This window comes from uncultured Comamonas sp., assembly GCF_964277875.1.
Lineage (GTDB): Bacteria > Pseudomonadota > Gammaproteobacteria > Burkholderiales > Burkholderiaceae_C > Comamonas > Comamonas sediminis.
The window spans coordinates 343,994-369,360 of record NZ_CAXYJV010000050.1; the positions used below are offsets into that span (position 1 = coordinate 343,994).

Here is a 25,367-nt window from a genome sequence, read left to right on the forward strand (position 1 = left end):
ATGACATCTGAGACCCTTCGCAAAAACATCGCCTTGCACGGCGAGGAGACAGACAACCCCGGCTTTTCGTCGATCCGCGTGCCCGATCTGGTGGAGCTGGTGGAGCGCCAGCTGCTGCAGGCCATTTTTGAAGGCCGGCTGCCACCGGGCTCGCGCATTGTCGAGGCGGAGCTGTCGCGCCAGATGGGCGTGAGCCGCGCGCCGCTGCGCGAAGCGGCCCGGCGGCTCGAGAGCCAGGGCGTCATCGTCTCGACGCCACGCAAAGGCTTTACCGTGCGCACCTTCAGCCCCAAGGAGATCCAGGACCTGTTCCAGGTGCGCCTGGGGCTGGAAGTGATGGCCGCACGCCTGGCCTGCGAGGTGGCCACCGATGCGCAGCTGGCATCGCTCAAGGCCTATGCCGATGACATGCTGGAGCGCGCACCGACCCTGAGCAATATAGAGCGGGTGACGATGGACCTGGGCATGCACACCGCCATCTCGCGCCTGTCGGGCAACGAGTATCTACAGCGCATCTTTGCCAATATGCAGGCCGAGATCCGCATCTGCCAGGGCTTTATCGAGCGCCAGTACCGCGACCCGGTGTTCATCGCGCAGTCGCACTTCCCGGTGGTCGATGCCATCCTGCGCCGCGATGCCGATGCCGCAGAAAAAGCGCTGCGCTTGCACTTGGTGGACGCGCAGGACAAGGCCCATGCCCAGGTGCTGCACGGCGGCCAGGCGCCGGATGCCCGCCCCAGCGCCATGCCCACATCCGCACCGGTACCCGCCACCCAGGCCAAGCCCAAGGCCGGCGCCACCGCCTCTCCCGTTTCTTCCTCCCGACGAAAACCGCCCAGACCATGAAATTCATCTACAGCCACGCGCACCGCAGCCACGACCCGCAGCAATTCATGGTGCGCGGCCAACTCAAGCGCAGCAACGAGCAACCCGAACGCGCCGAAATCCTGCTGCGCTCCGCGCAAAAGGCGGGCCACCAGCCGATGCTGGCCGAAGATTTTGGCCCCGGCCCGCGCGCAGCCGTCCACACCCCCGAGTACCTGCACTTTCTGCAAACCGCCTGGCAACGCTGGCAGGCGCTGCCCGATGCCTCGCTCGAAGTGCTGCCCAATGTCTTCCCCTTCCCCGGCCAGCCCTTTACCTACCCGGATCACCTGGTCGGCCAGGCCGGCTACCACATGGGTGACTGCGCCTGCAGCATTGGCGAGCACACCTGGCACGCGGCGATCCACTCCGCCCACTGCGCCACCCATGCCGCCGAGCTGGTGCTGCAGGGCGAACAAGCCGCCTACGCGCTGTGCCGCCCACCGGGCCACCATGCCTATGTGGAGCGCGCCAACGGCTTTTGCTACCTGAACAACGCCGCCATCGCCGCCCAGCACCTGCGCAGCAAGCATGCCCGCGTGGCCGTGCTCGACATCGACGTGCACCACGGCAACGGCACCCAGGGCATCTTCTGGCGCCGCAACGATGTGCTGACCGTATCAATCCATGCCGATCCGCATTTCTGCACCCCCTTCTTCACCGGCCATGCGCATGAGCGCGGCGAAGGCGAAGGCCTGGGCTACAACCTGAACCTGCCCCAGCCCAAGGGCACCACCACCGGCCAGTACCTGCGCGCGCTGGAAACCGCCCTCACCACCATCCGCCAGTACGCCCCCGGCGCCCTGGTGCTGGCGCTGGGCCTGGACGCCCACGAACACGACCCCTACCAGGCCCTGGCCATCGACACCCCTGGCTTCGCCCGCATCACCGAAAAAATCGCGCAGCTGGGGCTGCCCACGGTGATCGTGCAGGAAGGCGGGTACCTGAGTGAAGACTCGGGCCTGAACCTGGAGAGTGCGTTGCGGGGGTTCGAAACGGGAGCAGGCTAGGCTAGAATTCTGCGACCGGGATAGCAGCCTCCCGGCCCGCAAGGGTAGACGGTGTCCCGTCCAAGTGCTGGGTATTCTCTATGGAGTTTTTTATGGACACCGGTTTGCCCAGATCAACGGACCCCGTTGCACCTACGTCTCTGTTACTGTCTGACGCTTTACGCTTCTGGCTGAAGCTGGGGTTCATCAGCTTTGGCGGCCCTGCCGGTCAAATCGCCCTCATGCATGAGGAGCTGGTTGACCGCCGCCGGTGGATCTCCGAAAAGCGCTTTCTGCACGCCCTCAACTATTGCATGCTGCTGCCCGGGCCGGAAGCGCAGCAGCTGGCCACCTATCTGGGCTGGCTGCTGCACCGGACCTGGGGCGGTGTGCTGGCCGGCGTTCTTTTTGTTCTGCCGTCCCTCTTTCTCATCATTGCGCTGGCGTGGCTGTATATGGCCCATGGTGACATGCCTGTCATTGCAGGTTTCTTCTATGGCATAAAGCCGGCTGTCACCGCGCTGGTGGCACAGGCCGCCTACCGCGTGGGGTCCCGCTCCCTCAAGAACCGCTGGCATTGGGGCATTGCGGCCGCTGCGTTCATGGCCATCTTTGCGCTGAATGTTCCGTTTCCGCTCATTGTGGTGGTGGCTGCTGCGGTCGGTTACCTCGGCGGCAAGCTGCAGCCAGACGCCTTTGGTGGCGCCATCCATGGCCCAGGCACCGCAGTGCGGCAGGGGGAACATGCACTGATAGACGACGACACCCCCACGCCGCCGCATGCCCGGTTTTCCTGGCGGAGATTCTGGTCTGTGGCGCTGGTATGCCTGGCACTGTGGGCCGGCGCCATGGCCCTGCTTGCGGCGCTGTTTGGGCTGGATTCCGTGTTGGTGCAAATGGGCTGGTTCTTCACCAAGGCAGCGCTGATGACCTTTGGAGGCGCCTATGCGGTACTGCCTTACGTCTACCAAGGGGCGGTGGAGCACTTCCAGTGGTTGACCGCCCCCCAAATGATGGACGGGTTGGCTTTGGGTGAGACCACCCCTGGCCCGCTCATCATGGTGGTGTCCTTCGTGGCTTTTGTCGGGGGTTGGACCAAGGCCGTCTTCGGCGCGGATTCGCTGCTGCTGGCGGGCGTGGTGTCGGCCGTGCTGGTCACGTTCTTCACCTTTCTGCCTTCGTTCCTTTTCATATTGCTGGGCGGCCCGTTCATCGAGTCCACCCACGGCAACCTGAAGTTCACCGCGCCATTGGTGGGCATCACCGCAGCCGTTGTCGGTGTCATCGTGAATCTGGCTGTCTTCTTTGCCTACCATGTGCTGTGGCCCCAGGGCTTCGCGGGGAGCCTGGATGGGGCATCGATGGCCATCGGGCTGGCAGCGGCCATTGCCTTGCTCCGCTACCGGGTCAATGTGGTGTATGTGATTGTGGCTGCGGGCTTTGCCGGCCTGTTGGTGCGGCTGTTGCTCTGACTGCCCGCAGCGCATGCAGGGCCAGGCGCAGCAGCAGGAGTGAGAGCCGCAACGGACAACACCGCATAGCGATGGCTAACGCGCCTGCGGCAACGCACCAGCGGCCTTTGACTCCAGGCCCGGCAGCAGGGCATCGAGCGCAACGGCCTCGGCCATGGCTCTATGGCCTGCATCGCCGGGGTGCAAATGGTCTCCCGAATCGAATCGCGCGGCGATGCGTGCCGGATTGGCTGGATCGCGCAACGCCGCGTCAAAATCGATGACGGCGTCGAACGCTCCGCTGTGGCGGATCCAGTCGTTCACCTGTGCGCGCAGCGCGTCCTTGCCGGGTTGGTAGTAATCGGCCAGCGGCGTGCCGGGCAATGCGCCCTCGAATGGGGTCAGGGTGGCACCGAGAACGCGAATGCCCCGGCTGTGCGCTTGCGCAATCAATTGGCGGTAGCCCGCGGTCAGGGATGCCAGGGTGGGCGGCTCTGCATGCTTTGCAAACGCGGTCCCGGGCCAGGCTATGTCGTTGATACCCAGCAGCACGATGACGCTTCGCACCCCGGGTTGTGCCAGCACATCACGCTCCAGCCGCGCCAGCGCATTGGCACCCATGCCATCGGACAACAACCTTGCCCCTGAGATCCCCGCATTCACCACCGCCACGCCATGCGGCGCCAGCCGGACAGCCAGAAAGTCCGGCCAGCGGCTGTCCTTGTCCAGGCTGGCTGTGGCGCCATCGGTGATGGAATCACCCATCACCGCCACAGCGCGCGCGGCCGGCCCGGTCTCCACCGCAATCCCGGTCAGCAATGGGCGGGCTGTGGTGCTTTGCCTGTCGGGATCGGTGATCTGCAGGCTCGGCGCCTGGGTTTGATCGCCGGGCACGATCCAGCCCGTCTGGCGGCCATCCCAGTGGAACGTGCTGATCGGTGTGGCCTGGGGCAGGTACAGGCTCACCGCCACCCGAGACAGCGCCGGCACCGGGAGTGCCACCGGATCGCTGACCCAGGAGGCCCCCGGCGGAATCGTCACGCCCTCCTGACCACCAAAACTGACGGCCCGCAGGCTGCCCTCGGTGACCACGCCAGTGGCGCTGGCCTCCCGAAAACGGGCCACCGTCGCCTTGCCCACGAAGAGCGGTTGCTTGCCGTAGGCGTTGGACAGCACGATGCGCAAGCGCTCGCCCCCCAGGCTGATGCGCGCCACCTGGCGCACGGTTTGCGCATGCAACGCGGCCGGGAGGTGGGTCGGAAACAGGAAATCCGTGCCCCACACGGGCTGCGGGCTGGCCTGCCAGGTGGCCACCCAGCGGTTGCAGGGAGCAGCATCCGCTGCCCGTGCAGGCACGACGGGCACGGCGCCCAGCGTGAGGGTCAACGCCAGCATCGCGGCGGCTTCGGCGCTTGCGAGCGGCACAGTCAGTCTTGTCATATCAGTGAATTCGAAGTCCTTGGAAGAACGGATGATGAATTCAAAGACCAGATTGGCATAGACTGGCCGCAAGAACATCATTTGTGAATTGATCTCAACAAGGAGGCCCGCATGGCGCGTCTGGAAGTCAATCGGTCCGGCGAACTGGAGGTATTTGTGCGCGTGATCGAATCGGGGGGCTTCTCCGCCGCTGCGCGCGCGTTTGGCATGACGCCTTCTGCGGTCAGCAAGTTGGTAGCCCGCCTGGAACAGCGGCTGGGCACCAGGCTGGTGAACCGGTCGACCCGGCAGCTCCAGCTCACGCCCGAAGGCAGCGTTTTCTACGAGCGCGGGGTGCGTATCCTGGCCGATCTGGAAGAGGCAGAGCATTGCGCCAGTACACACACTGCGCCGCGCGGCCGGCTGCGCGTCAATGCCAATGTCCCCTTCGGCCGCCATCTTTTGCTGCCGCTCGCGCCTGCCTTTCTGGCGTCCCATCCCGACGTGACCCTGGATATCGTATTGACCGATGCGGTGATCGACATCCTGGAGCAGCGTACCGATGTGGCCGTGCGTGCCGGGCCGATGAAAGATTCCAGCCTGGTGGCGCGAAAGTTGGGCGGCACACGCATGCTGATAGTGGGGGCGCCCAGCTATCTGGCCCGCCATGGCATGCCCGCCACGCCGCAGGAACTGCAGCACCACAACCGCCTGGGCGCAAACTACGCCCGGGCGCAACCGGGCTGGCCGCTGCGGCACGCTGGTGAAGATACCGTCCTTCCCATCATTGGCAATGCGCAGGCCAGTGACGGCGAAGCCTTGCGCCAGTTGGCGCTGGCGGGGCTGGGCCTGGCGCGTCTGGCCGCTTTCCAGGTACGCGAGGACGTGGCTGCAGGCCGCCTGCTACCAGTTCTTGAAGACTGCAATCCGGGCGATATCGAAGAGGTACACGCCGTCTATGTCGGCCAAGGCGGCTATCTGCCGCTGCGCGTGCGCGCTTTTCTTGATTTTCTGGTCCAGACGGTCGATCTCGGCAAGCATTGAGGCAGACAAGGGGCCAAAAAACGGGTGCGCAAATTCCTAACAGCGGTCAACCATCGGCTCGCGGTGCATCCCGTCCAGAGCTGCAACGGTGTGCTCCCGTACCGTTCAGGCAGGGGGCAGCTCCTGCAACGGCAAGCGCAGCCGATGGCCCCTTGAAGCCGCCCAGGCCATTGTTGGTGTCAGCCTTCTAGACCCAGCAATCCAAAAATTGGTAATCCCCCATTCCTTCCGACGAGTTGGAAAGAAGCGGCGAATTGTAAAGACGCCAACATTGGTGAATCCACCTTGCCACCTGCTGCGTACACCGCAAGTAGCAAGAGTCGACATCCTCCGTCTCCACTGACAAGGATTTGGTGCTGAGCTGCTTCTTGCTGCACCGTGTGCCCTCCGCGTGACGGCGCATTCCTGTGTAGGTAGGCGCGTTTAGCGCAACTCGAAAGGAAATCACATGTCTGACGAATCAGTGTTGATAGGTGTATTGCAACAGCGGGCCAGAAAACTGGAAGACCGGCGTCAATTCTTCCGCAAGACCGGAGGCGTGGCAGCGGGTATGGCAGGCGGTGCCATCCTGACGGCTTGCGGGGGTGGTGGCAGTGATGCCAATGCGCAGAACAACGGCCCGACCGATGTGGAGATCCTGAACTTTGCGTTGAACCTGGAATACCTGGAGTCGCAGTTCTACCATTACGCGGTGTTTGGCACCGGGCTGCCCGCCAATATGCAGTCCGGCACTGGCACGCAGGGCGGTATCACCGGCGGGCGGGCGGTGGCGTTCAAGGACCCGCTGGTCGCGCAGTACGCCAAGGAGATTGCCCAGGATGAGGTGGCCCATGTGGCCTTTTTGCGCAAGGCGCTGGGCTCTGCAGCGGTCGCGCAGCCACAGATCGATATCGGCGGCACCGACCCGAACGGGGCCTTCTCGGTGGCCGCACGCGCAGCCGGTCTGGTAGGTGCGGGCGTGGCCTTCGATCCCTATGCCAGTGACGAGAACTTCCTGCTCGGCGCGTTTATCTTCGAGGACGTGGGGGTGACCGCCTACAAGGGCGCCTCGCCGCTGATCACCAACAAGACCTACCTGGAAGCTGCTGCAGGCATTCTGTCTGCCGAGGCCTACCACGCGGGTCTGGTGCGCACGGTGCTCTATGCCAAGGGCCTCGCCACGCCTGCGCTGCGCTCGGCAGCCGGCGCCATCTCGAATGCGCGTGACAGCCTCGATGGCTCCTCCGATGTGGACCAGGGCATCACCGGGGACGACAGCACCTCCAACATCGTGCCCCTGGATGCCGACGGCATTGCCTACAGCCGCTCACCCGGCGACGTGCTGAACATCGTCTACCTGACCAAGGACTCTTCCACCAAGGGCGGCTTCTTCCCGGCAGGCGTCAATGGTGCGCTGGTGATGAGCACCGCCTACGCTTGACGCGTTAGTTCAACCTGCCCCTTTCCGGGGCAGGAATGCCGCAAGACGGATCTGAGACCGGTGTTTCTCTGCCTAGGAGTTGCGATGAAGTCCATATTGTCTCCATCCTCGCAAGCAACGTCCCGCAGCAAGACGCGGCGCTTGAAGCCCGCCACGTTGCTGCGCCGTTGTGTAGGGAGCTTGATCGTCCTGGCAGGGCTTGCCATTGTCACCTCGGATGTGCTGGCACTTTTAAACGGCGCCATCGCTGCGGGGCCAGCTGCAACACCCGCTTCCGCTGCGCTGCACCTGGCACCGGCCTCCAGATAGGGAGCGACCATGCCGCCACCTGCCTTCACCACCTGCAGCCCCCTCCACAACGAAGGGGGCATGCCAAAGCCAGAGGCCTCGGGCAAAGCGGATCCAGACAGCGTGAAGTCAGGCATCCCCAGCCTGCCCCAGGTTCACCGCAGCATTGCGGTGCCGGGCGGCACCAGCCGCTCGGCCAACGCAAAGCGCATGCTGGCATTTGCCGGGCCCGGTTATCTGGTGGCGGTCGGGTACATGGACCCCGGCAACTGGGCCACCTCGATTGCGGGCGGATCTCAGTTTGGCTATTCGTTGCTGGCGGTGATCTTTGCGTCCAACCTGATGGCGATGCTGTTCCAGGCAGCTGCAGTGCGGCTGGGTCTGGCCAGCGGGCGCGACCTGGCCCAGGCCTGCCGCGAACAGTTTCCGCCGCGCATCAACCTGGTGCTCTGGTTCTTTTGCGAGATTGCCATCGTGGCCTGCAACCTGGCCGAGGTGCTGGGCATGGCCATCGGCCTGAACCTGCTGTTTGGCCTGCCACTGATCGTGGGCGTATGCATCACCGTGGTCGATGTGATGCTGATTCTTGCGCTGCAAAGTAGCGGGTTTCGCGCGCTGGAGGCAGTCGTCATCGCGCTGGTGGCCTTGATCGGCATTTGCTTCGGCGCCCAGCTGCTGTGGCTGCACCCGCCGCTCGCCACCATGCTGTCCGGCTTCATTCCGCGCTCGGAGATCGTGGCCAACCCGGAGATGCTCTACCTCGCCGTCGGCATCGTTGGCGCGACGGTCATGCCGCACAACCTGTATCTGCATTCGGCCATCGTGCAGACGCGTGAACACAGCCGGACCCTGGAGGGCACACGCCAGGCGATCCGCTTCGCTACGATCGACTCCACCATGGCGCTGGGTTTGGCGCTGTTCGTCAATGCCGCGATCCTGGTCGTGGCAGCGGGGGCCTTTAACCGCCCGGGAACACCCTCCGTCACCGAGCTGTCAGACGCCTACCATTTGCTGTCGCCTATCCTGGGAGTCGGCATCGCCAGCGCAGTGTTTGGCACCGCCCTGCTCGCCTCCGGCCTCAGCGCTTCGGTAACGGGCACCTTGGCGGGCCAGATCGTGATGGAAGGCTTTCTGCAAATTCGGCTATCGCCGGCGATGCGGGCGCTGCTGACCCGGCTCATCGCCATCGTGCCCGCCGTCATCGCCACCGCCTGGTACGGCAACGAGGGCGCCAGCGCGCTGCTGGTGTTCAGCCAGGTGGTCCTCAGCATGCAGCTGCCGTTTGCGATCGTGCCGCTGCTGATGTTCACGACCCGCCGCAATGCACTGGGAGCGCTGACCTTTGGCCGGCCCATGTCGATACTGTTGTGGAGCGGTGCAGCCCTTGTCGTGTCGCTGAACCTGTGGATGCTGCAAAGGCTTTTAACGCTGTGAGGCAGCTCCGTTGGCGCCCTTTGCAGAATTACGCCCTGATGCGGAACGCGCCCATGGACAGTTCATCGTCACCCGGTTGGGCAAGCGGTATGCAAAGGCTTGTCAGCGCCGCAGAACACGCATGGCCCTGCGCCGGGCACCCAAGCCCACGCCGCCGAGCACCAGCAACGACGCCAGCAGCGTGCTGAGCAGGCTCCAGGCGGGTATGGGGGCCGCTGCTGCCGCAGGGGAACCGGGCACCGTGACCGGTGGGCTGCTTGGCCCGCTGCCCACGCTGGTCTGCGCTGCCACCGTGCAGGTGTAAGCCACGCCTGGCACCAAGCCGGAGACTGCGATGGGGGACTGCGTGCCGGTGGCCGTGATGGTGTCACCTCCTCCCGCGGGCACGCACTGCGCCTGGTAGCCCGTGACGGTCTCGGTGGGGGTGGATGCGACGGGAGGGAAAGTCAGGGTGACGGTATTGCCTTGCCTGTCTGCGCCAACACTCGCCGGAGGCGTGACATCGGAGGAGATGACACTGACCGCGTCCACCCCAAAAAACAGGCTCTGGCGATTGTCCACCTCGGCGAGCCGCAGACGAATCGTGCGCCCTGCATAGGCGCTCACATCCCGCTGAATGCTCTGGTAACCGCCAGAGGTTGCGCCGCCAGACCATTGAAAGACATTGGCCAGGACACCTGCTCCCACATCGTTCCAGGGCGCTGCCGGATCCATGATGTCGATACGTGCCTGCTGGTTGGGCACCGTCAGAAAGTCGAGGGTCGCGGGTGCTACCGAAGGAGCAGCGGCATTTTGCAGATAGACCTGCACGCTCAGCGTTGCGCTCTTGCCTGACGGAATGGCGATGTCCTGGTACAGCGCATGCGCGCCAGGGCCGGGCTGATCGGACATCGCCGCAAACACCCCTTGGGGCGGCGCGGCGACGGCGACAGGCGTCAGCGCACTTTGGCTGCCCTGCTGGGCATAGAAGCCGCCCTGCGATCCTGGCTGTGACATCGCCTGCCAGCCGCTAAAGCCCATGGAACCTGCGCCGGCGTTTTGCTCAAAGCCGCCATTGACCACCAGCTCTGCAGCGTGCGCAGCAGGGGTGAGGATGCCGGCCAGCAAGACCAGCGCCGTGCCGCTGCCAAGCCGGTAGTGTCGAGGACATGCCATGACGATCCCCTGCTGCTCAGCGCTCGTACAGCGTTGCGGTGGGCGTGCTGGGGCTGGTATTGCCCTCCAGACGATTATTGTTATAGGTCGTCACATTGCCTGCGCTGATGCTGAACGCGGTGGCGTTGCCAAACAACGAGGAGTCGGAGAGATAGAGTTTGCTGTTGGCATCGCTCAATGAAATGCCTGCGGTGCTGTTGTTCACGATGTCAGCGCGTTGCACCAGCAACTGCGCATTGGCGCCGCTCTGCACTTCAACGCCCGTCTGAAAGCCTTGAATCTGGGTGTGCTCAATGACCACCTTGGACGCGCGGCGGACCTGAACCCCGGACTGGCCCGAGCCCGCTCCTTCGACATTCAGATTTCTCAGAACCACAGTGCCATTGGCGTGCACTGCCGGGTCGATATTGATGATGATGGCGTTCGTTCCAGCGGCCAGCACGCCTGCGGTGCCAGACGCTGCTCCATCCAGGGAGATAGGTTTGGTAATGGTGACTGCACCAAACCCACCGGGATCGAGGCTGTTGATCAGACCCCCGGTGGCAGTTTTGGAGATGGCTCCGGCAAAAGTCTTGCAGGGCGCCGTTCTGCTACAGGGATTGGCGTCGTCCCCGACCCCGGACACCCAGGTTCGCGTGGCCTGGGCAAAGGCGGAAGGCGCCGCCATGGCGCCTGCAAGGGCCACCAGCGATGCCGCCAGCAGCGGAACCCCGCGAGAATGGATCCGGCTCAGATGGATGCGCATGGCTGCCTCGTTCGCAAATGTGGATTAGTTATCGAAATGTAGCTCTACCCCTTTGTTTCCACCCTCGTGTTTACCCTGGATCACGCCAGTGAGGCGCTTTATCACGCCGGCACCGGGCAACTGCTGACCCGCCTAAAAGTGACCCAGGTGATAGGCACATCATCAAAATAAATGCACGCACGAAACCGATGCGCCCTTCGGGTAAAGTTGGTTCTTTCAGCGCATCTGCGGTGCTTGCGACGCGCACGGATGGTGGCTGCTGAATGATCGAGACTGGAAAGCAGACAAGCATGTCCTTATTTGACCTCCATACCATCGCCGATGGTCTGCCCGCTGCGTGGCATTCCACCGTGTTGGGCAAAGTGGGCGCGTCCAACATCAAGTTGCTGCGCATGGACCAGATGCCCTATGGCGAAGAGGTGCACGACTATGACGAGGCGTTGCTGGTCGTCAGTGGCCAGATGATGCTGGAAGTGGCCGGCCAGGCCCTGTGTGTGGAAGCGGGTCAGATGTACATTGCCGAGGCGGGCGTTCCTCATGCTGTTCTATCCGGCAGCCAGGGCATTCTGGTGATTGTGGACCTCTGACCTGCCGAACCTGGGGTGATGGGCTCGACTGCAAAGCCTGGGCCATCCCTAGCCCTGACCGACGTATCAACGCCACTGCGACGGCGTTACTAAAAAGGATGCGCATGAAAGTAGAAGGCCGATGCCTATGTGGCGCCATTGAATTTGAGGCAGAGGTGCAACCAGGCAGCATGACGGTCTGCCATTGCCTCGATTGCCAAACGCACTCGGGCTCAGCCTTCAGAGCCAATATCTCTGCCCCGGCGGCCGGTTTCAAACTGACCAAGGGCGTGCCGCGCACCTTCGCCAAGACGACTGCCAGCGGCACCCAGCGCAATCTGGCGTTCTGCGAGACCTGTGGCAGCCCGCTGTATGCCTGCGCCGTGGAGAATCCTCAGGCCTACTCTCTGCGCACCGGCGTCCTCCAGCAACGCGATGCGCTGGGAACCCCGCAGCGGGAGATCTGGACGAAACGGCGTCGGCCCTGGGTGGCCCTTGCAGGGGTGAGCGAGACACACGACGGCCAACCCTGATGTCATGGATTTTTGGCAGCCTGGCAATGGGGAGCCTGTGTGCCGGTCACCCCCCGAGACCCTGATACACGGCATCCCGCAGCTCCACCACAAACCGACCCGACATCCCCTCGTACAAGGTATTCGTCAGCGCCACCACCGTGAGGCCTCGGGGCTGGTCCACCCACCACGCATGGCCGTAAGCGCCGCCCCAGCGCCAGGTGCCTGGCGACTCAGGAGACTGTGCCAGCGCGGGATCGCGCAGCACCGAGAAGCCCAGGCCAAACCCCAGACCCGGGCCGGCAGCCAGTGCCTGCCCGTTGGTCTGGTCACTTGCCATCTCGGCGACCAGATGCCCGGGCATCCAGCCATCATGGCCAGTGCGTAGTGCCTCCAGCAGCCGCAGCACATCATCGGCCGTACCCGCCATGCCGGCGCCGCCAGAGGGAAAGGCGCCCGCATCCAAGATGCGGGATGGGCTGTAGATAATGCCCACCGTGCCATCGAACGGGGCCACCACCTCGCCCTCCTGCAGGCGATGGGGCACCGGGCCACCATTGACATAGGGCGTTGCCAGGCGCGCCGCATCCCGGCAGACAAAGCCGGCATCGGCCATGCCCAAGGGGCGCGTCACCAACGCCTCTACCGCCTGCGGCAAGCGGATGTTGCATACCGCCTCGATCAGCGCACCGAGCACATCCACCGCCAACGAGTAACCCCAACTGGTGCCCGGCGCGTACAGCAGCGGCACCTTGGCGATGCGGCGCAGGTTCTCCTGCAGGTCGATGCCGCTGGCATCCATACCGTCGGATACCCCCGCTTTGGCATAAGGCCCTTGGTCGTCTGCCTCAAAAAAGCGGTAGCCCAGCCCGGCGGTATGGCTCAGCAACTGGCGCACGGAGATGCGCGCTTCGCGCCCGTCCGGCAAGCGGAGGCGAAAGGTCGGCAGCCAGGAGGTGATAGGCTCGTCCAGGTCCACTCGCCCATCGGCTACCAGCCGCATGACCGCCGCACTGACAACAGGCTTGCTGACGGAGGCCCAGCGAAACACCGTATCCTCGGCCATCGCGATGCGGGCCTCCCGGTCCGCCCAGCCAGCTGCGATGCGGCATAGCGCCAGCCCATGCTGGTAGACAAGCACCACGGCCCCCACCAGGCGCTGCTCGGCCAGGGCGGTATTCAACACCTGGGCGACCGGTGCCCACTGCGCCGCCCCGCCAGAAACACCCGGCTGTACACGGCTGTCATGCATGTCTGAAACTGATAAATCCATCGCATCGCTACCTTGGTTGGAACACAGGCATCAGCTTAGGCAGCCAGCGATCTCAGAAAAACTAGGATAGAGTTCCGCACTTTCAGGACTGCAATGTCCGCAATCATGGGCCGTGACACCGGTCCAGAAACGCAGGTGAAAACGCATGGATAGCCTCAACGCATTTACGGTGTTTGTGCAGGTGGCCGAAACCCGCAGCTTTACAGCGGCTGGCCGGCTGCTGGGTATATCTGCATCCGCCGTGGGCAAGAGCGTGGCGCGGCTGGAGGAAAAGCTCGGTGTGCGCCTGTTCCACCGCAGCACCCGCAGCATCACCCCGACGGCCGAAGGCCTGCTGCTGCTGGAGCGCAGCAGGCGCATCCTGGCAGAGATCGAGGCGGCACAGACGGAGCTGTCACAAGCCTCGTCGGCACCCCGGGGGCGGCTGCGGGTGAGCCTGCCCTTGGTCAGTACCTTGGTGCTGCCGGTGTTGGCCGATTTCATGCGCGACTACCCGGACATCCAGCTGGACCTGGATTTTTCCGACCGCCTGGTGGATGTGGTGGAAGAAGGCTTTGACGCTGTGGTGCGCACCGGCGAGCCGGCCGATTCGCGCCTGGTGGCCCGCAAGCTCGGCCATTTCAAGATGCTGCTGGTGGCGTCGCCGGACTACATCGCCGCCCATGGCATGCCCCGGCAGGTGCAAGACCTGCAAGCCCACCAATGCATGCATTTCCGCTGGCCCCACAGCGGCAAGCTGGAGGCCTGGCCGCTACCGCCGCCCGACAGCGGCGAGCCCGTCAACCTGCCCGTCTCGATGGTCTGCAACAACATCGAAACCCGCGCCTGCTTTGCGCTGCGGGGACGCGGCATCGCCTGCCTGCCCGACTTTGCGATCCGCGATGCGCTGGCCGATGGCAGGCTGGTGCAGGTCATGCCGGGGCTGGCGGAGCGCACCGGGGTGTTCCACATTCTGTGGCCTGCAGGTCGGCATGCGGCGCCCAAAGTCAGGGCGCTGGTGGACTATCTTTGTGCGCGGATGTTTGTGGTGGATTGAAGATCGGCCAACGCCTTGTCCACGGCGGGGGCTTCATACCAAGGCCACTGCGTTCCGCATACCCAATCGCCATCCCCCATCACCACCACCCCGACCATCTGCCACGCCCCCAGCCGGTGCCCAAAGTACTGCCAATCCACAAGAATGGCGACGGCTGGGTAGACAAACTGCAATACCGCAATGCGCCCTGTGGGCAGCCTGGCCATGCCGGTGTAGATCAACGCATAGGCGGTGGCGGTATGCACGAGGCCCAACGCAGCCAGCCAGGCCCAGCTGGCACCCCAGGCCGGCCAGCCCTGCGTGGCGGGTGCCATCCACAGCACGGCGGTGCCGATGGCGCATTGCCACCAGGCCAGCACGCCGGCCGGCAGTGCGCGCAGGCGGCGCGCCATGACAGTGACAGCCGCGGTCAAGAACGCGCCCAGCAAGCACATGCCCACGCCCCACCAGTACTGCGGCTGTGCGGTATGCGGCGATGCGGCTTGCTGCAAGACACCGGTGGCCAGCACCAGCCCGAGCATGGCCACCGCCACGGCAACTACGCGTTGGCGGCCCGGCCGCTCCCCCAGGCAGAGGGCACCGAGCACCAGCACCCACATGGGCTGCATATGGAACAGCACCACGGCCACCCCGGCAGAGATGCGCTCCATCGCGGCAAAGAACAGCACCCAGCCCAGGACCATCAAGACACTGGCCAGCAACACCCAAACCGCTGTGCTGCGATCCAACCGAAGAAAGCGCAGCTGCCGGCGCCATAGCAGCCAGGCCGTCAGCCCCAGCAGCCCAAAGGCGCAGCGGAACCAGGTTGCCGTCAGCGCACCGGCCTGCGCCATGTGCACAAAAATGCCAATGCTGCCCAGTAGTGCACTGCCCAGCACAAAGGGCAGCACGCCGCCAAAGGCATCGCCCGGGCTACGGGATGCCGCTTGTGAGGGGTGGTCAATGCTTGCAGCGGCCATTTGCGCTGGTTCTGGGTATCGGCTCATGGCTGCCAGTGTGCGGCGCAGGCCATTCATCGAAAAGCGCATAATTCTCGCATCAGCTATTCGATTTTCGAAAACCCATGCCTGCCACTTCGCAAGACCTTCAGATGGATTGGCTCAAGTGCTTTGTCGCAGTGGTCGACACCGGATCGCTGTCGGGCGCGGCGGGCGCGGCGGGCGAGGTGCACCGCTCCCAGTCCGCCGTCAGCATGCAGCTCAAAAAGCTTGAGGCGGCAGTCGGCCATCGCCTGCTGGAGCGCGACAGCCGCAGCCAGCAAATCACGCCAGATGGCCAGCGCCTGCTGGGCTACGCCCGGCGCATTCTGGATCTGCACAGTGAAGCGCAGTGGGCGCTGCACGGGGAAGAACTCAAGGGCAATGTGCGCCTGGGCGTCCCCGATGACTATGCCGCCAAGTACCTCACCCCCGTTCTCAGGCGCTTTGCGCCTCGCCATAGCGGTGTGGAGATCATCCTCAGCTGCGAGCAATCGACCGCACTGATTCCGCGCGTAGCGGCAGGTGAGCTGGATCTGGCCCTTATCTCGCGCGACCACGCCCGGCGCGGCAGCCTGCTGTTCCACGAGCCGATGGTCTGGGTGGGCTCGGAGCATTTTGAACTCTGGCGGCGCGATCCGCTGCCGATTGCCGTGTACGAAGAGGCCAGCCTGGCCCGGCGCGGCGCGCTGCATGCGCTGGCCCAACAAGGGCGCCAGCACCGCGTGGTCTACAACAGCTCCAGCCTGGCAGGCCAGATTGCCGCCGTTGAGAGCGGTCTGGCGGTGGCGGCTTTGACCCAGTGCAGTGCCCCGCCGCATTTGCAGGTGCTGGGCAGCAAGCACGGCCTGGGTCCTTTGGCGCCGATGGAGGTGGCCGTATACCGCAGCAAGGAATCGCGGCGCTCCAAAGCGGTCGATGGTTTGTACAAGCTGCTGGTGAATACCTTGCGCCAGGGACTTGGGACAGCAGCTGGCTAAAGGCCATCGCTACCGCCATAAGACACCAAATTTCATATTCATATAAAATTCTTGATCTATTCAGCACTCCCCTCATGTCTGCCCCCCTTCGATCTCCGATGACCGATCTTCACCAGGCCATTCAACGCGCACTGGCCGGTGGACCGCGCTCGGGCCAGCAGTTGCTGGAGTCGCTGGGCGTCAGCCAGCCGACTCTGTCTCGAACTATTCGCGAACTATCCGCTGCGGTCAGCATGTTTCGCGAACCGGGACAGCGCACACCCCAATACGGGTGGTTGCGCAAGCTGCCGCTGGGGCTCAACCCGCGCCAGCGTGTCTATCGCTTTCTGTCGACCGGCCACATCGTTCCGTATGCAGATCTGGAATTTCTTGCCGGCGGAGGGACCCTGGAGCGCCAGGAGGCAGGCGCCATTCGCCTCTACGAGGGCCTGCCGCCCTATATGCTGTTCGCGGCTCCCTCAGGTTTTCTGGGCCGCCAACTGGCCCAGACCGCTGCGCGCAACCAGCCTTTTCCGGCCAGCCTCAACGACTGGAGCGACGACCACCGCATCGCCTTTTTGTTTACCCAGGGGCTGAACCTGCCGGGCAACCTGATCTTTGGCGACCAGCCTCTGCAACGCGAGCTGGATCTGCTGCGCCAGCCACGCCAGCAGCCGCAGGACAAGCTCGGCATCTATGTGGGGCTCGCACAGCAACTCAAGCATGAATCCTATGGGTCGAGCGCCGGCGGCGAGCAGCCCAAGTTCCTCTGGGTGGCCGAGGATTCGGGCTCGGTCATCGTCAAATTCGCAAGGCTGGGCAGCCGCATGGCCGAGTTGCTGCCGCTGGAGCATTTGGCACTGTCGGCACTGGCCGATGTCGGGGTGCCCGCCGCCCAGACCCAGATCCTCGTGGCAGACGAATATGTCTTTCTGGAAGTGCAGCGCTTTGACCGCGTGGGCCAACAAGGACGCTTGGGCATGCTCTCGGCAGGCGCCGTGGATGACGAGTTCTTTGGTGCGCGCGATACGTGGCCGGAGTTCGCTGCACGCTGCGTGCACGCGGACTACTTCAGCGCACCGCACGCCCAGCGTGTGGCCGTGATGGCTGCGTTCAGCGAGTTGATCGGCAACACCGACCGCCATTTTGAAAACATCTCGCTGCTGATCGGCGACGATGGCGAATACCTGGGCATCGCACCGGCCTATGACATTCTGCCGATGCGTTACGCGCCCATTGGCGGAGGACTGGATCCGGCGCTGGTGCCGATCGAGCCCCAGGTCAGCACCATCGGCGCCGTGCCCCAGGTCTGGAGCCTGGCGGCCCGCGCCGCCGATGCGTTTTGGCAGGCTGCCAGCCATGCCCAGCTGGCGGCGCCAATCTCGGAGGCGATGCGCGAGCTGGCGGCGCGCAACCGCGAGGTGGCGCGGGCGTTTGCAGCGCCGCTGCTGCCCGCGCAGTAAGCCGGCTCAACGGTTGGGTGTTATGGCTTGCAGGGCTTACCGGCCCGCCTCCGCCTGCCCAAACCGCTCGTAAATCGACTGCCCACCAGACAGCAAATCCGTCTGAATCGCCACCCGCGCAGCATGTGGGTCGTTGCGGCGCAGGGCCTCGACGACGGGGTAGTGGTGGTCGATCATGCTGCGGCCGCCTTCGCTGTAACTCTGGGCAATCAGCGGCCCCATCTTGAGCCACAGGCCGTAAAGGATTTCGGACAGCAACGGCATGCGCGCCAGCTGGCAGAGCGTAAAGTGAAAATCCTGGTTCAGCGCAATGGCCTGGGCGATGTCGCCGCGCCGCACGGCCTCTTCGTTGTGCTGCACCTGCTCGGCCAGGCGCTGCACTTCGTCGGCGGTGGCACGCAGGGCCGCCTGGCTGGCGGCCATGCCTTCGAGCTCGACGCGGATATTGCGGATCTCCAGGTACTCGTCCAAGGTCAGGCGCCGCACCCGTATGTCGCGGGGGCTGAGCATCACCAATACCCCATGCTGCACCAGCCGCAGGATGGCATCGCGCACCGGCGTCACGCTGGTGCCCATCTGCGCGGCCAGCTCGCGTATCTTCAGGCGTTCGCCCGGCAGCAGCTGCCCTTTGACCAGCGCCTGCGCCAGCTGGGCGTAGATCTGCTCGCCCTTGCTCTCGGTGTTGACACTCTCAAATCGCTCTGCCATCTGCCATTGCTCCCGCTGGTGTTCTTGTAGGCACTGCAGTCGGCAAAAACGATGCACACCTTGCGCCGACCCACACTGCAAGATGCATCATAAGCAAAAGTGCGCGCACTCAGGTTTACCCGGATGCCTACCTTCATGGTTGCTGTTCCAATCAACCCATTCCATTTATGATGCATCAAACATCAAATTAATACCTTGCCACTTTGACCTGGCCGCAAGCCATCCGCACCCTCTTTGCCAAAGCCTCCCGCCTCCCGCCTCGCACCACCTGCCGCCGCCATGAAACGCCCTCTGCCAGCTACTACCTCTGCCCCGCCTGATGAACCCGATGCCCTGGCACAAGCCAGCCAAGCCTTTCTGACGGCGGTGCCCCAAGTCAGCGCAGAACAGGCGACGGCCCTGGCCCGTGAGGCCTATGGCATTCAAGGCAAAGCGAAAGCCCTGTCCGGTGAGCGGGACCGCAACTTTGTGATCCGCTCGGACGATGGCAGCGCCGTAACCCTCAAATTCATCAGCACGGCCGAATCACTGGCGGAGACAGAGATGCAGATCGCAGTGCTCAAGCACCTGGCAGGCCGCTGCGCCGTGCCGGTGCCATTGCACTACCCGCTGCGACGCACTGCCGCTGCCAGCAGCATCGCCAGCACCGATTGGCTGGACTGGTGCAGCCCCACCGGTGAACTGTTGCGGGTGCGCTGCTATAGCTTTCTCGATGGCAAGGCGGGCAGCGATCTGCAGCGCCATACCAGCGCTTGGCAGGCCTGCGGCAGGGCGATTGCCCAGTTGCATGGAGCCATGGCAGACTTTGCCCACCCTGCTACCGAGCGCCCTTTTTTATGGGATGCACGCCGCGCTCCGCTGCTGCGCCCCTGGCTGGAGGTGGTAGAAGACGCCCAACTGCGCACGCAGATTGCCGCATTCTGGACGGCCTTTGAGCAGCGGATGGCGCAGCAGGGACCTGCGCTGCCGGTGCAGACCATCCACAACGATCTCTCCCCCAGCAACCTGCTGAGCAGCGACGATGGCCTGGGCATTGCCGGCGTGCTGGATTTTGGCGACATGCTGCTGGCCCCGCGCGTGGCCGATCTGGCCATTGCCGCCTCGTACCAAATGCCGCTGACGGACAGGCCCGACGCTGCGCTGGCGTCGATGCGGACCGGTTATGAAAGCCTGCTGCCGCTGACGGCTGCCGAGCAAGCGCTGCTGCCCGATCTGATCCTGGCCCGGCTCACACAGCGCATGGTGATCACCGCCTGGCGCGCCCGCCTTTACCCGGACAACCGCGTCTATATCCTGCGCAGCCAGGCCACCGCCACGGCCTTGTTCAGCCACATGATTGGCGACTGGCTGCAGCGCCATGCCGCCCCTGCCGCTGAGCGCGCAGCCAGCAGCGCAACCACCCCGGCCACTGCCTGACCCGACTTTTGGAGCACCACGCCATGCCAACCCTTTCCGCAGACGACCAGCGCCTGCTGGCGCGCCGCCAAAGCGCGCTCGGCCCCTCTTACCGCCTGTTCTACGACGAGCCCTTGCACCCGGTGCGCGGCGAAGGCGTCTGGCTGTTCGATGCCGGGGGCCGCCGCTACCTGGATGCCTACAACAATGTGCCGGTGGTCGGCCATGCCAACGCAGCGGTCAACGCGGCGCTCATTGCCCAAAGCCGGCTGCTCAACACGCATACCCGCTACCTGCATGACAACGTGGTGCAGTTGGCCGAGCGCCTGCGGGCGCTGTTTCCGGCCGCGCTGGACACCAGCGTCTTCACCTGCACCGGCAGCGAAGCCAATGACCTGGCCTTGCGCGTGGCGCAGGAATATACCGGCCGCCAGGGCCTGGTCATCACCCGCCATGCCTACCACGGCGTAACCATGGCGCTGGCGCAGTGCTCGCCGTCGCTGTGCCCGCCGGCAGCGCATGTGCAAGTCATCGACCCGCCCGCCTTCCACGGCATGGATGCGCAGGCCGCCGCCGCTGCCTTTGCCCAGCGCGTGGATGCTGCGGCCGACGCGCTGCAGGCGCGGGGCACGCCGGTCAGCGCCTTGCTGCTCGACACCGTGTTTGCCAGCGATGGCGTGCATATCGATGCCGCGCCCATCCTGCAAGCCGCTGCCCAGGCGGTGCGCAAGCGCGGGGGTCTTTTCATTGCCGATGAGGTGCAAGGCGGCTTTGCCCGCACAGGCCGCTGGTGGGCCTTTGGCCGCGAATCGGTGGTGCCCGATATGGTGACCATGGGCAAACCGATGGGCAATGGCCACCCGATCGCCGCACTGGTATTGAAGACACCGCTGATGGAGGTATTTGGCAAGCGCTGCCGCTACTTCAACACCTTTGGCGGCAACACGGTATCGGCCGCAGTAGCGATGGCCGTGCTCGACGAGCTGGAGCGCATGGAGGCCCCCGCCCATGTGCGCCGCGTGGGCGGCCATCTGCAGCAGGCACTGCAGTCGCTGGCGGCGCAGCACGCCAGCATTACGCAGATACGCGGAGAAGGCCTGTACTGGGGCGTGCAGCTGCAAAGCGGCAGCCTGGCCAGCGCTGTCGTCAACCACCTGCGCCAGGCGGGCGTGCTGATCAGCACCAGCGGCCCGCTGGGCGATACCCTCAAGATCCGCCCGCCACTACCCTTTGAGACCGAGCATGCCGATCTGCTGACCTCGGCGCTCGACGAGGCCTTGCGCGCACGGGCCTGAGGACTGCCTGCTGGAGCGGCCGAGCAGTGGCACCGCCGTCCGGCCACGCTTTGCCCGCACCGCTGGCACCGCTGGCACCGCTGGCGTGCAGCTTGCGCTACACTCAGCCGCTGTGGAACTTTCCGAACCCTGCGCTGTCTGACCCCACCATGCGTGCCTGTTTGTCCCTGTTGCTGATGCTGATGCTGGCCTTGCGCGGCCTCATGGGCGACGCCATGGCCATGGGCATCGTCGCACCGGTCATGCCTGTGGCGCTGGCCGAACACCACGCCAGCTGCATGCTGGACCATGCCGAGCATGGCACAGCAGATGCCATCCAAACCCCCAGCCACTGCGCTACCGGGATCGATGCCACGGGCCATGGTGACCACAACAGCCATGGCCAACACAGCGAGCATGACCCGGCCCAGCATGGCGCCAGCTGCTCGGCCTGTGGCATCTGCCACTCGGCGGTGGACCTGTTCAACGAAGCGGGCTTTGCTGCCCTTCCCGCCTCTTTGCTGGCCCGTGCCAGCGGCAGCGCGCCCTTTGCCAGCGCGCTGCTCGCCCAAGTCTCCAAACCACCCATTTCCTGATCGCTGACACCCGAGGTGCGTCCGCATGGCAGCTGCCGTGCAGGCGTCTGCTTTGACCACGCTTTCAGGAGAACCCTATGCGCACTGCGCATGTCTTGCGCTGGCTTGCCGGTGCGGGCGGGCTGGCTGTCACCAGCTGGCTATCTGCCCAAACGGTGGCTCCGGCCCCCGCCGACCCCAACGCGCCCACATCGGCGCTCCAGCACCGGCCGCTCGCCAGCGGCGGCAGCATCGTCAATGCGCCCAGTGATTGGCGCCAGGCCAATGCGGCCGTAGGCGCGTTTGCACGCGGCCATGCCGATGTTGTCGCCTGGGAAAAATCCCAGGCCACCCCGGGCGCCGCCCAGGCCATACCGGCCGGCTCAACGGCGCTGCCCGGCCATGGCGCGCATGGCGAACACAGCGCCCATGGCCAGCACGGCGAAGGAGGCCCGCGATGAAGCGTCTGAGCCTTCGCCTTTCCACTCTCGCCGCCGCGCTGCTGCTCGCCGGCTGCGCCAGCGTCTCGCCCGATGGGCTGCGCAGCGATGTTGCCCAGCGGCTGCAAGGGCGCCTGCCCGACCAGGCCCAACTGCCCGCCTCCGATGCACAGGGCCAGCAATCGGCGCAGATGCAGATCGACGCCTGGCTGCAGCAACCGGTCGATGCAGACACCGCCGTGCGCATCGCGCTGCTGAACAATCCCGGTCTGCAGGCACAGCTGGCGCAACTGGGCATTGCCGATGCCCAGCGCGTGCAGGCCATCACCCTGCCCAACCCCAGTCTGACCTTGGGCTGGTTTCGCAATGGCCATGAGCGGGAGCTTGAACGCAAGCTGGGCTTTGGCCTGGTCGATCTGCTGACCCTGCCCTGGCGCAGCCGCTGGCAAGGCTGGCAGATGGAGCAGGCCACGTTGGAAGCGGCGCAGCAAACCTTGCTGCTTGCGGCCGACACGCGCCGCGCCTGGCTCAACGCCGTGGCCGCCGAGCAAGCTCTGGCTGCCCATACCCGCATGCACGAGGCAGCCGCACTGGGCGGCGAGCTGGCCCGGCGCATGGCGGCGGTGGGCAATTTCAGCAAACTGGACCAGGCACGCGAGCTGGCCCAGCAGCAGCAAGCCGCTGCGCAACTGGCGCGGGCCGCGCTGGCCGCGCAACAGGCGCGTGAGCAACTGGCCCAGCGCATGGGCCTGTGGGGCTCGCAGCTGGATTTTGTGCTGCCCCAGGCGCTGCCCCCCTTGCCCAAAGCGGCCAGCGAGCTGCGCAGCGGTGACGATGCCGAGGCCACGGCGCTGCGCGAGCGCCTGGACCTGGGCGCGCTGCGCCGCAACTTGGAGGTCAGCGCCGACCGCCAGGGTTGGGCCACCCTCGGCGCGGTGTTTGGCGATATTGGCGCCACCTACAGCCGCACTACCAGCACCGAGCGGGACAGCGGCCACCAGGACCGCACGCGGGGCTGGGAGCTGGATGTGCCGTTGCCGCTGTTCGACTGGGGGTCAGCGGCCAGCAGCATGGCGCGCCACCAGGTGCAGGCCAATGCGGCGCAGCTGCGTGAAAGCGCCATCCGGGCCCGCAGCGAGGCCCGCAGCAGCTGGCGCGCCTACCGTACTGCCTGGGATCTGGCCCACCAGCAGCAGACCGAAGTGCTGCCCCTGGCCCAGCTGGTGCAGGAAGAGACCATCTACCGCTACAACGGCATGTTTGTCAGCGTCTGGCAGCTGCTGGCCCAGGCCCGCAGCACCACGCAGGCGGTGCTGACGGCGACCGAGGCGCAGCGCGACTTCTGGCTCGCCGAGACCGATCTGCAACTGGCGCTCAGCGGTACATCGCCGCAAGCGGCAGGCGCCAATGTGCGCGCTGCCCGCAACACTGCAGCACCTGCCGCTCCCGCAACCGAACCCCAAGGCCACTGATATGCAACGCCGTCAATTCTTCTCCGGCGCCGCCTCGGCCGTGGCGGCTGCCGCCGTCAGCCCGGTGGCCATGGCTGCCCTGCCCGAGCCCGTCATCCAGACCAGCGCCGATACCGTCGCGCCCTTGGCGCCGCCCAATGGCCGGCCTTACCAGCCGGTGGTCACCCTCAACGGCTGGACCCTGCCCTGGCGCATGAACGCTGGTGTCAAAGAGTTCCACCTGGTGGCCGAGGCCGTGGTGCGCGAGGTGGCACCGGGCTTTTTTGTCAACATGTGGGGCTACAACGGCCAGTCACCCGGCCCCACGATCGAGGTGGTGGAAGGCGACCGGGTGCGCATCTTCGTCACCAACCGCCTGCCCGAAGCCACGACCGTGCACTGGCATGGCCAGCGCCTGCCCAATGGCATGGACGGCGTGGGAGGGCTCAACCAGCCCCATATCCCGCCAGGCAAGACCTTTGTCTATGAGTTCGATGCGCGCCGCCCCGGCACCTTCATGTACCACCCGCATTCGGACGAGATGGTGCAGATGGCCATGGGCATGATGGGCCTGTGGATCACCCACCCCAAGGGCCGCCACCCGCAGATCGCCGATGTGGCGCGCGACTACGCCTTCCTGCTCAGCGCCTATGCGGTGGAGCCCGGCGCGATGACACCCCGCGTGGCCGAGATGACGGACTTCAACATCTGGACCTTCAACAGCCGCGCCTTTCCCGCCATCACGCCACTGGTGGCCGGCCTGGGCGAGCGGGTGCGCATCCGCGTGGGCAACCTCACCATGACCAACCACCCCATCCATATCCATGGCCATGAGTTTGAGGTGACCGGCACCGATGGCGGCCCGGTGCCGCGCAGCGCGCGCTGGCCCGAGGTGACCACCGATGTGGCCGTGGGCCAGATGCGCCAGATCGAGCTGATCGCCGACGAGCCCGGCGACTGGGCCTTTCACTGCCACAAGAGCCACCACACCATGGGTGCGATGGGCCACGATGTGCCAACCATGATCGGCGTGGACCACAAAGGCCTGGTCGGCAAGATCCAGAAGATCGTCCCCGACTACATGCTGATGGGCGAGCGCGGCATGGGCGATATGGGGGCCATGCAGATGCCGCTGCCCGACAACACCTTCCCGATGATGACCGGCAAGGGCCCCTTCGGGAACATCGAGATGGGCGGCATGTTCACCACCTTCAAGGTGCGCAAAGGGCTGGCCGCGCAGGACTACCGCGACCCGGGCTGGTATGCGCAGCCTCCAGGCACCGTGGCCTATGAATGGCAAGGCGCGCCGCTGGACGCGCAGGCGCCACGCCAGACCCTGCCCGGCACGGCGCCCGGTGCGCCCAGCGTCCACAAGCCCGCCGCTGGCAGCGGCCATGCCAACCACTGAACCCCGGAGTGACCCTATGAAAACTATTTCCCACCTGCTGGCATGCACCCTGCTGGCCAGCGCCAGCACCGCCTTTGCACACGGCAATGAAAGCCACGCCACTGCACCCACAGAGGCAGCATCTCGCCCCGCACCCCCAGTGCAAAAGGACTGGGGCATTGCCGGCGATGCCAGGCAGGCCAGCCGCAGCATCGACCTGAACATGGGTGATGACATGCGCTTCTCGCCCGCGCACTTCAGCGTCAAAAAGGGCGAAACCCTGCGCCTACGCGTCATCAACAAGGGCCAGGTGATGCACGAAGTGGTGCTGGGCACCAAGGCCTCGCTCGCGCAGCACGCGCAAATGATGCTGAAGTACCCCGGCATGGAGCATGCCGAGCCCTACATGGCCCATGTGGCGCCGCAAAAAAGCGAGGACCTGGTCTGGCACTTCAACCGCGCCGGCAGTTTTGACTTTGCCTGCCTGATCCCCGGCCACTACCAGGCGGGGATGACGGGCTCCTTCACGGTAACGGAATGAC

General features: G+C 65.1%; 24 protein-coding genes. 18 read left to right on the top strand and 6 right to left on the bottom strand.

Going from position 1 to position 25,367, the window contains the following annotated elements; translation table 11 throughout:
* From ACHWUQ_RS22490 to chrA, 3 genes are all read left to right on the top strand, one after another.
* A complete protein-coding gene (locus ACHWUQ_RS22490) occupies positions 1 to 846 on the top strand; it encodes a GntR family transcriptional regulator (protein ID WP_394682509.1) in 846 nt (281 codons plus the stop codon).
* Positions 843 to 1,874, top strand: coding sequence for a histone deacetylase family protein (locus tag ACHWUQ_RS22495; RefSeq protein WP_394682510.1), 1,032 nt, complete (start codon positions 843 to 845; stop codon positions 1,872 to 1,874). Before ACHWUQ_RS22490 ends, ACHWUQ_RS22495 begins: the two co-directional genes overlap by 4 nt.
* A gap of 92 nt (positions 1,875 to 1,966) precedes the next feature.
* The gene (gene chrA, locus ACHWUQ_RS22500; RefSeq protein WP_394682511.1) at positions 1,967 to 3,325 is read left to right on the top strand and encodes a chromate efflux transporter; all 1,359 of its coding nucleotides are present in this window, start codon (positions 1,967 to 1,969) and stop codon (positions 3,323 to 3,325) included.
* 75 nt (positions 3,326 to 3,400) lie between these two features.
* Here the strand turns inward: chrA and ACHWUQ_RS22505 are convergent, their stop codons facing one another.
* Positions 3,401 to 4,744, bottom strand: a complete 1,344-nt coding sequence (locus tag ACHWUQ_RS22505) for an SGNH/GDSL hydrolase family protein (protein ID WP_394682512.1) — start codon at positions 4,742 to 4,744, stop codon at positions 3,401 to 3,403.
* A gap of 111 nt (positions 4,745 to 4,855) precedes the next feature.
* Between ACHWUQ_RS22505 and ACHWUQ_RS22510 the strand changes: the two genes are divergently transcribed.
* The 3 genes from ACHWUQ_RS22510 to ACHWUQ_RS22520 all read left to right on the top strand — a co-directional run bounded on the left by ACHWUQ_RS22510 (position 4,856) and on the right by ACHWUQ_RS22520 (position 8,909).
* The gene (locus tag ACHWUQ_RS22510) at positions 4,856 to 5,767 is read left to right on the top strand and encodes a LysR family transcriptional regulator (protein WP_394682513.1); all 912 of its coding nucleotides are present in this window, start codon (positions 4,856 to 4,858) and stop codon (positions 5,765 to 5,767) included.
* 448 nt (positions 5,768 to 6,215) lie between these two features.
* Positions 6,216 to 7,187: a ferritin-like domain-containing protein gene (locus tag ACHWUQ_RS22515; protein WP_394682514.1), complete on the top strand. Its 972-nt coding sequence runs from the start codon at positions 6,216 to 6,218 to the stop codon at positions 7,185 to 7,187.
* Between the two features lie 369 nt (positions 7,188 to 7,556).
* On the top strand, positions 7,557 to 8,909 hold the full coding sequence (locus ACHWUQ_RS22520) for an Nramp family divalent metal transporter (RefSeq protein ID WP_394682515.1): 1,353 nt from the start codon (positions 7,557 to 7,559) through the stop codon (positions 8,907 to 8,909).
* Positions 8,910 to 9,011: 102 nt separating this feature from the next.
* Here the strand turns inward: ACHWUQ_RS22520 and ACHWUQ_RS22525 are convergent, their stop codons facing one another.
* Together ACHWUQ_RS22525 and ACHWUQ_RS22530 are read right to left on the bottom strand one after the other, a co-directional pair.
* Positions 9,012 to 10,064: a fibronectin type III domain-containing protein gene (locus tag ACHWUQ_RS22525; protein ID WP_394682516.1), complete on the bottom strand. Its 1,053-nt coding sequence runs from the start codon at positions 10,062 to 10,064 to the stop codon at positions 9,012 to 9,014.
* Positions 10,065 to 10,080: 16 nt separating this feature from the next.
* Positions 10,081 to 10,809 carry a right-handed parallel beta-helix repeat-containing protein gene (locus ACHWUQ_RS22530; RefSeq protein WP_230777501.1) on the bottom strand — a complete coding sequence of 243 codons (729 nt, stop codon included), beginning with the start codon at positions 10,807 to 10,809 and terminating at the stop codon, positions 10,081 to 10,083.
* Positions 10,810 to 11,099: 290 nt separating this feature from the next.
* Here ACHWUQ_RS22530 and ACHWUQ_RS22535 point away from each other — a divergent pair, with 290 nt between their 5' ends.
* Together ACHWUQ_RS22535 and ACHWUQ_RS22540 are read left to right on the top strand one after the other, a co-directional pair.
* A complete protein-coding gene (locus ACHWUQ_RS22535) occupies positions 11,100 to 11,396 on the top strand; it encodes a cupin domain-containing protein (RefSeq protein WP_394682517.1) in 297 nt (98 codons plus the stop codon).
* Between the two features lie 104 nt (positions 11,397 to 11,500).
* Positions 11,501 to 11,908 carry a GFA family protein gene (locus ACHWUQ_RS22540; protein ID WP_394682518.1) on the top strand — a complete coding sequence of 136 codons (408 nt, stop codon included), beginning with the start codon at positions 11,501 to 11,503 and terminating at the stop codon, positions 11,906 to 11,908.
* 46 nt (positions 11,909 to 11,954) lie between these two features.
* On the opposite strand, the gene ACHWUQ_RS22545 is transcribed toward ACHWUQ_RS22540, so the two are convergent.
* The gene (locus ACHWUQ_RS22545; RefSeq protein WP_394682519.1) at positions 11,955 to 13,139 is read right to left on the bottom strand and encodes a serine hydrolase domain-containing protein; all 1,185 of its coding nucleotides are present in this window, start codon (positions 13,137 to 13,139) and stop codon (positions 11,955 to 11,957) included.
* Positions 13,140 to 13,305: 166 nt separating this feature from the next.
* Between ACHWUQ_RS22545 and ACHWUQ_RS22550 the strand changes: the two genes are divergently transcribed.
* Complete coding sequence (locus ACHWUQ_RS22550) at positions 13,306 to 14,196, top strand: LysR family transcriptional regulator (RefSeq protein ID WP_394682520.1); 891 nt, start codon at positions 13,306 to 13,308, stop codon at positions 14,194 to 14,196.
* Here the strand turns inward: ACHWUQ_RS22550 and ACHWUQ_RS22555 are convergent.
* Entirely contained in the window at positions 14,163 to 15,155 is a 993-nt protein-coding gene (locus ACHWUQ_RS22555) for a DMT family transporter (protein ID WP_394682521.1), read from the bottom strand. The genes ACHWUQ_RS22550 and ACHWUQ_RS22555 overlap by 34 nt on opposite strands.
* A 131-nt stretch (positions 15,156 to 15,286) precedes the next feature.
* Between ACHWUQ_RS22555 and ACHWUQ_RS22560 the strand changes: the two genes are divergently transcribed.
* Together ACHWUQ_RS22560 and ACHWUQ_RS22565 are read left to right on the top strand one after the other, a co-directional pair.
* Positions 15,287 to 16,153 (top strand): LysR family transcriptional regulator, encoded by an 867-nt coding sequence (locus ACHWUQ_RS22560; protein ID WP_394682522.1) that lies wholly within the window; start codon positions 15,287 to 15,289, stop codon positions 16,151 to 16,153.
* Between the two features lie 98 nt (positions 16,154 to 16,251).
* Positions 16,252 to 17,595, top strand: coding sequence for a HipA domain-containing protein (locus tag ACHWUQ_RS22565; RefSeq protein WP_394682523.1), 1,344 nt, complete (start codon positions 16,252 to 16,254; stop codon positions 17,593 to 17,595).
* Positions 17,596 to 17,631: 36 nt separating this feature from the next.
* On the opposite strand, the gene ACHWUQ_RS22570 is transcribed toward ACHWUQ_RS22565, so the two are convergent.
* Positions 17,632 to 18,303: a GntR family transcriptional regulator gene (locus ACHWUQ_RS22570; RefSeq protein ID WP_239812360.1), complete on the bottom strand. Its 672-nt coding sequence runs from the start codon at positions 18,301 to 18,303 to the stop codon at positions 17,632 to 17,634.
* A 279-nt stretch (positions 18,304 to 18,582) separates the two neighbouring features.
* Between ACHWUQ_RS22570 and ACHWUQ_RS22575 the strand changes: the two genes are divergently transcribed.
* The 7 genes from ACHWUQ_RS22575 (at position 18,583) to ACHWUQ_RS22605 (ending at position 25,366) form a co-directional block, all read left to right on the top strand.
* Positions 18,583 to 19,719 carry a phosphotransferase gene (locus tag ACHWUQ_RS22575; protein ID WP_394682524.1) on the top strand — a complete coding sequence of 379 codons (1,137 nt, stop codon included), beginning with the start codon at positions 18,583 to 18,585 and terminating at the stop codon, positions 19,717 to 19,719.
* Positions 19,720 to 19,742: 23 nt separating this feature from the next.
* On the top strand, positions 19,743 to 20,993 hold the full coding sequence (locus ACHWUQ_RS22580) for an aspartate aminotransferase family protein (RefSeq protein WP_394682525.1): 1,251 nt from the start codon (positions 19,743 to 19,745) through the stop codon (positions 20,991 to 20,993).
* A gap of 92 nt (positions 20,994 to 21,085) precedes the next feature.
* Complete coding sequence (locus ACHWUQ_RS22585) at positions 21,086 to 21,568, top strand: hypothetical protein (RefSeq protein WP_394682526.1); 483 nt, start codon at positions 21,086 to 21,088, stop codon at positions 21,566 to 21,568.
* 77 nt (positions 21,569 to 21,645) lie between these two features.
* Positions 21,646 to 22,008: a hypothetical protein gene (locus ACHWUQ_RS22590; protein ID WP_394682527.1), complete on the top strand. Its 363-nt coding sequence runs from the start codon at positions 21,646 to 21,648 to the stop codon at positions 22,006 to 22,008.
* Entirely contained in the window at positions 22,005 to 23,459 is a 1,455-nt protein-coding gene (locus ACHWUQ_RS22595; RefSeq protein WP_394682528.1) for a TolC family protein, read from the top strand. The genes ACHWUQ_RS22590 and ACHWUQ_RS22595 overlap by 4 nt, the downstream gene beginning before the upstream one ends.
* A gap of 1 nt (position 23,460) precedes the next feature.
* Positions 23,461 to 24,846 carry a multicopper oxidase family protein gene (locus tag ACHWUQ_RS22600; RefSeq protein WP_394682529.1) on the top strand — a complete coding sequence of 462 codons (1,386 nt, stop codon included), beginning with the start codon at positions 23,461 to 23,463 and terminating at the stop codon, positions 24,844 to 24,846.
* 16 nt (positions 24,847 to 24,862) lie between these two features.
* Positions 24,863 to 25,366 carry a plastocyanin/azurin family copper-binding protein gene (locus tag ACHWUQ_RS22605; RefSeq protein WP_394682530.1) on the top strand — a complete coding sequence of 168 codons (504 nt, stop codon included), beginning with the start codon at positions 24,863 to 24,865 and terminating at the stop codon, positions 25,364 to 25,366.
* Position 25,367: the final 1 nt, after the last annotated feature.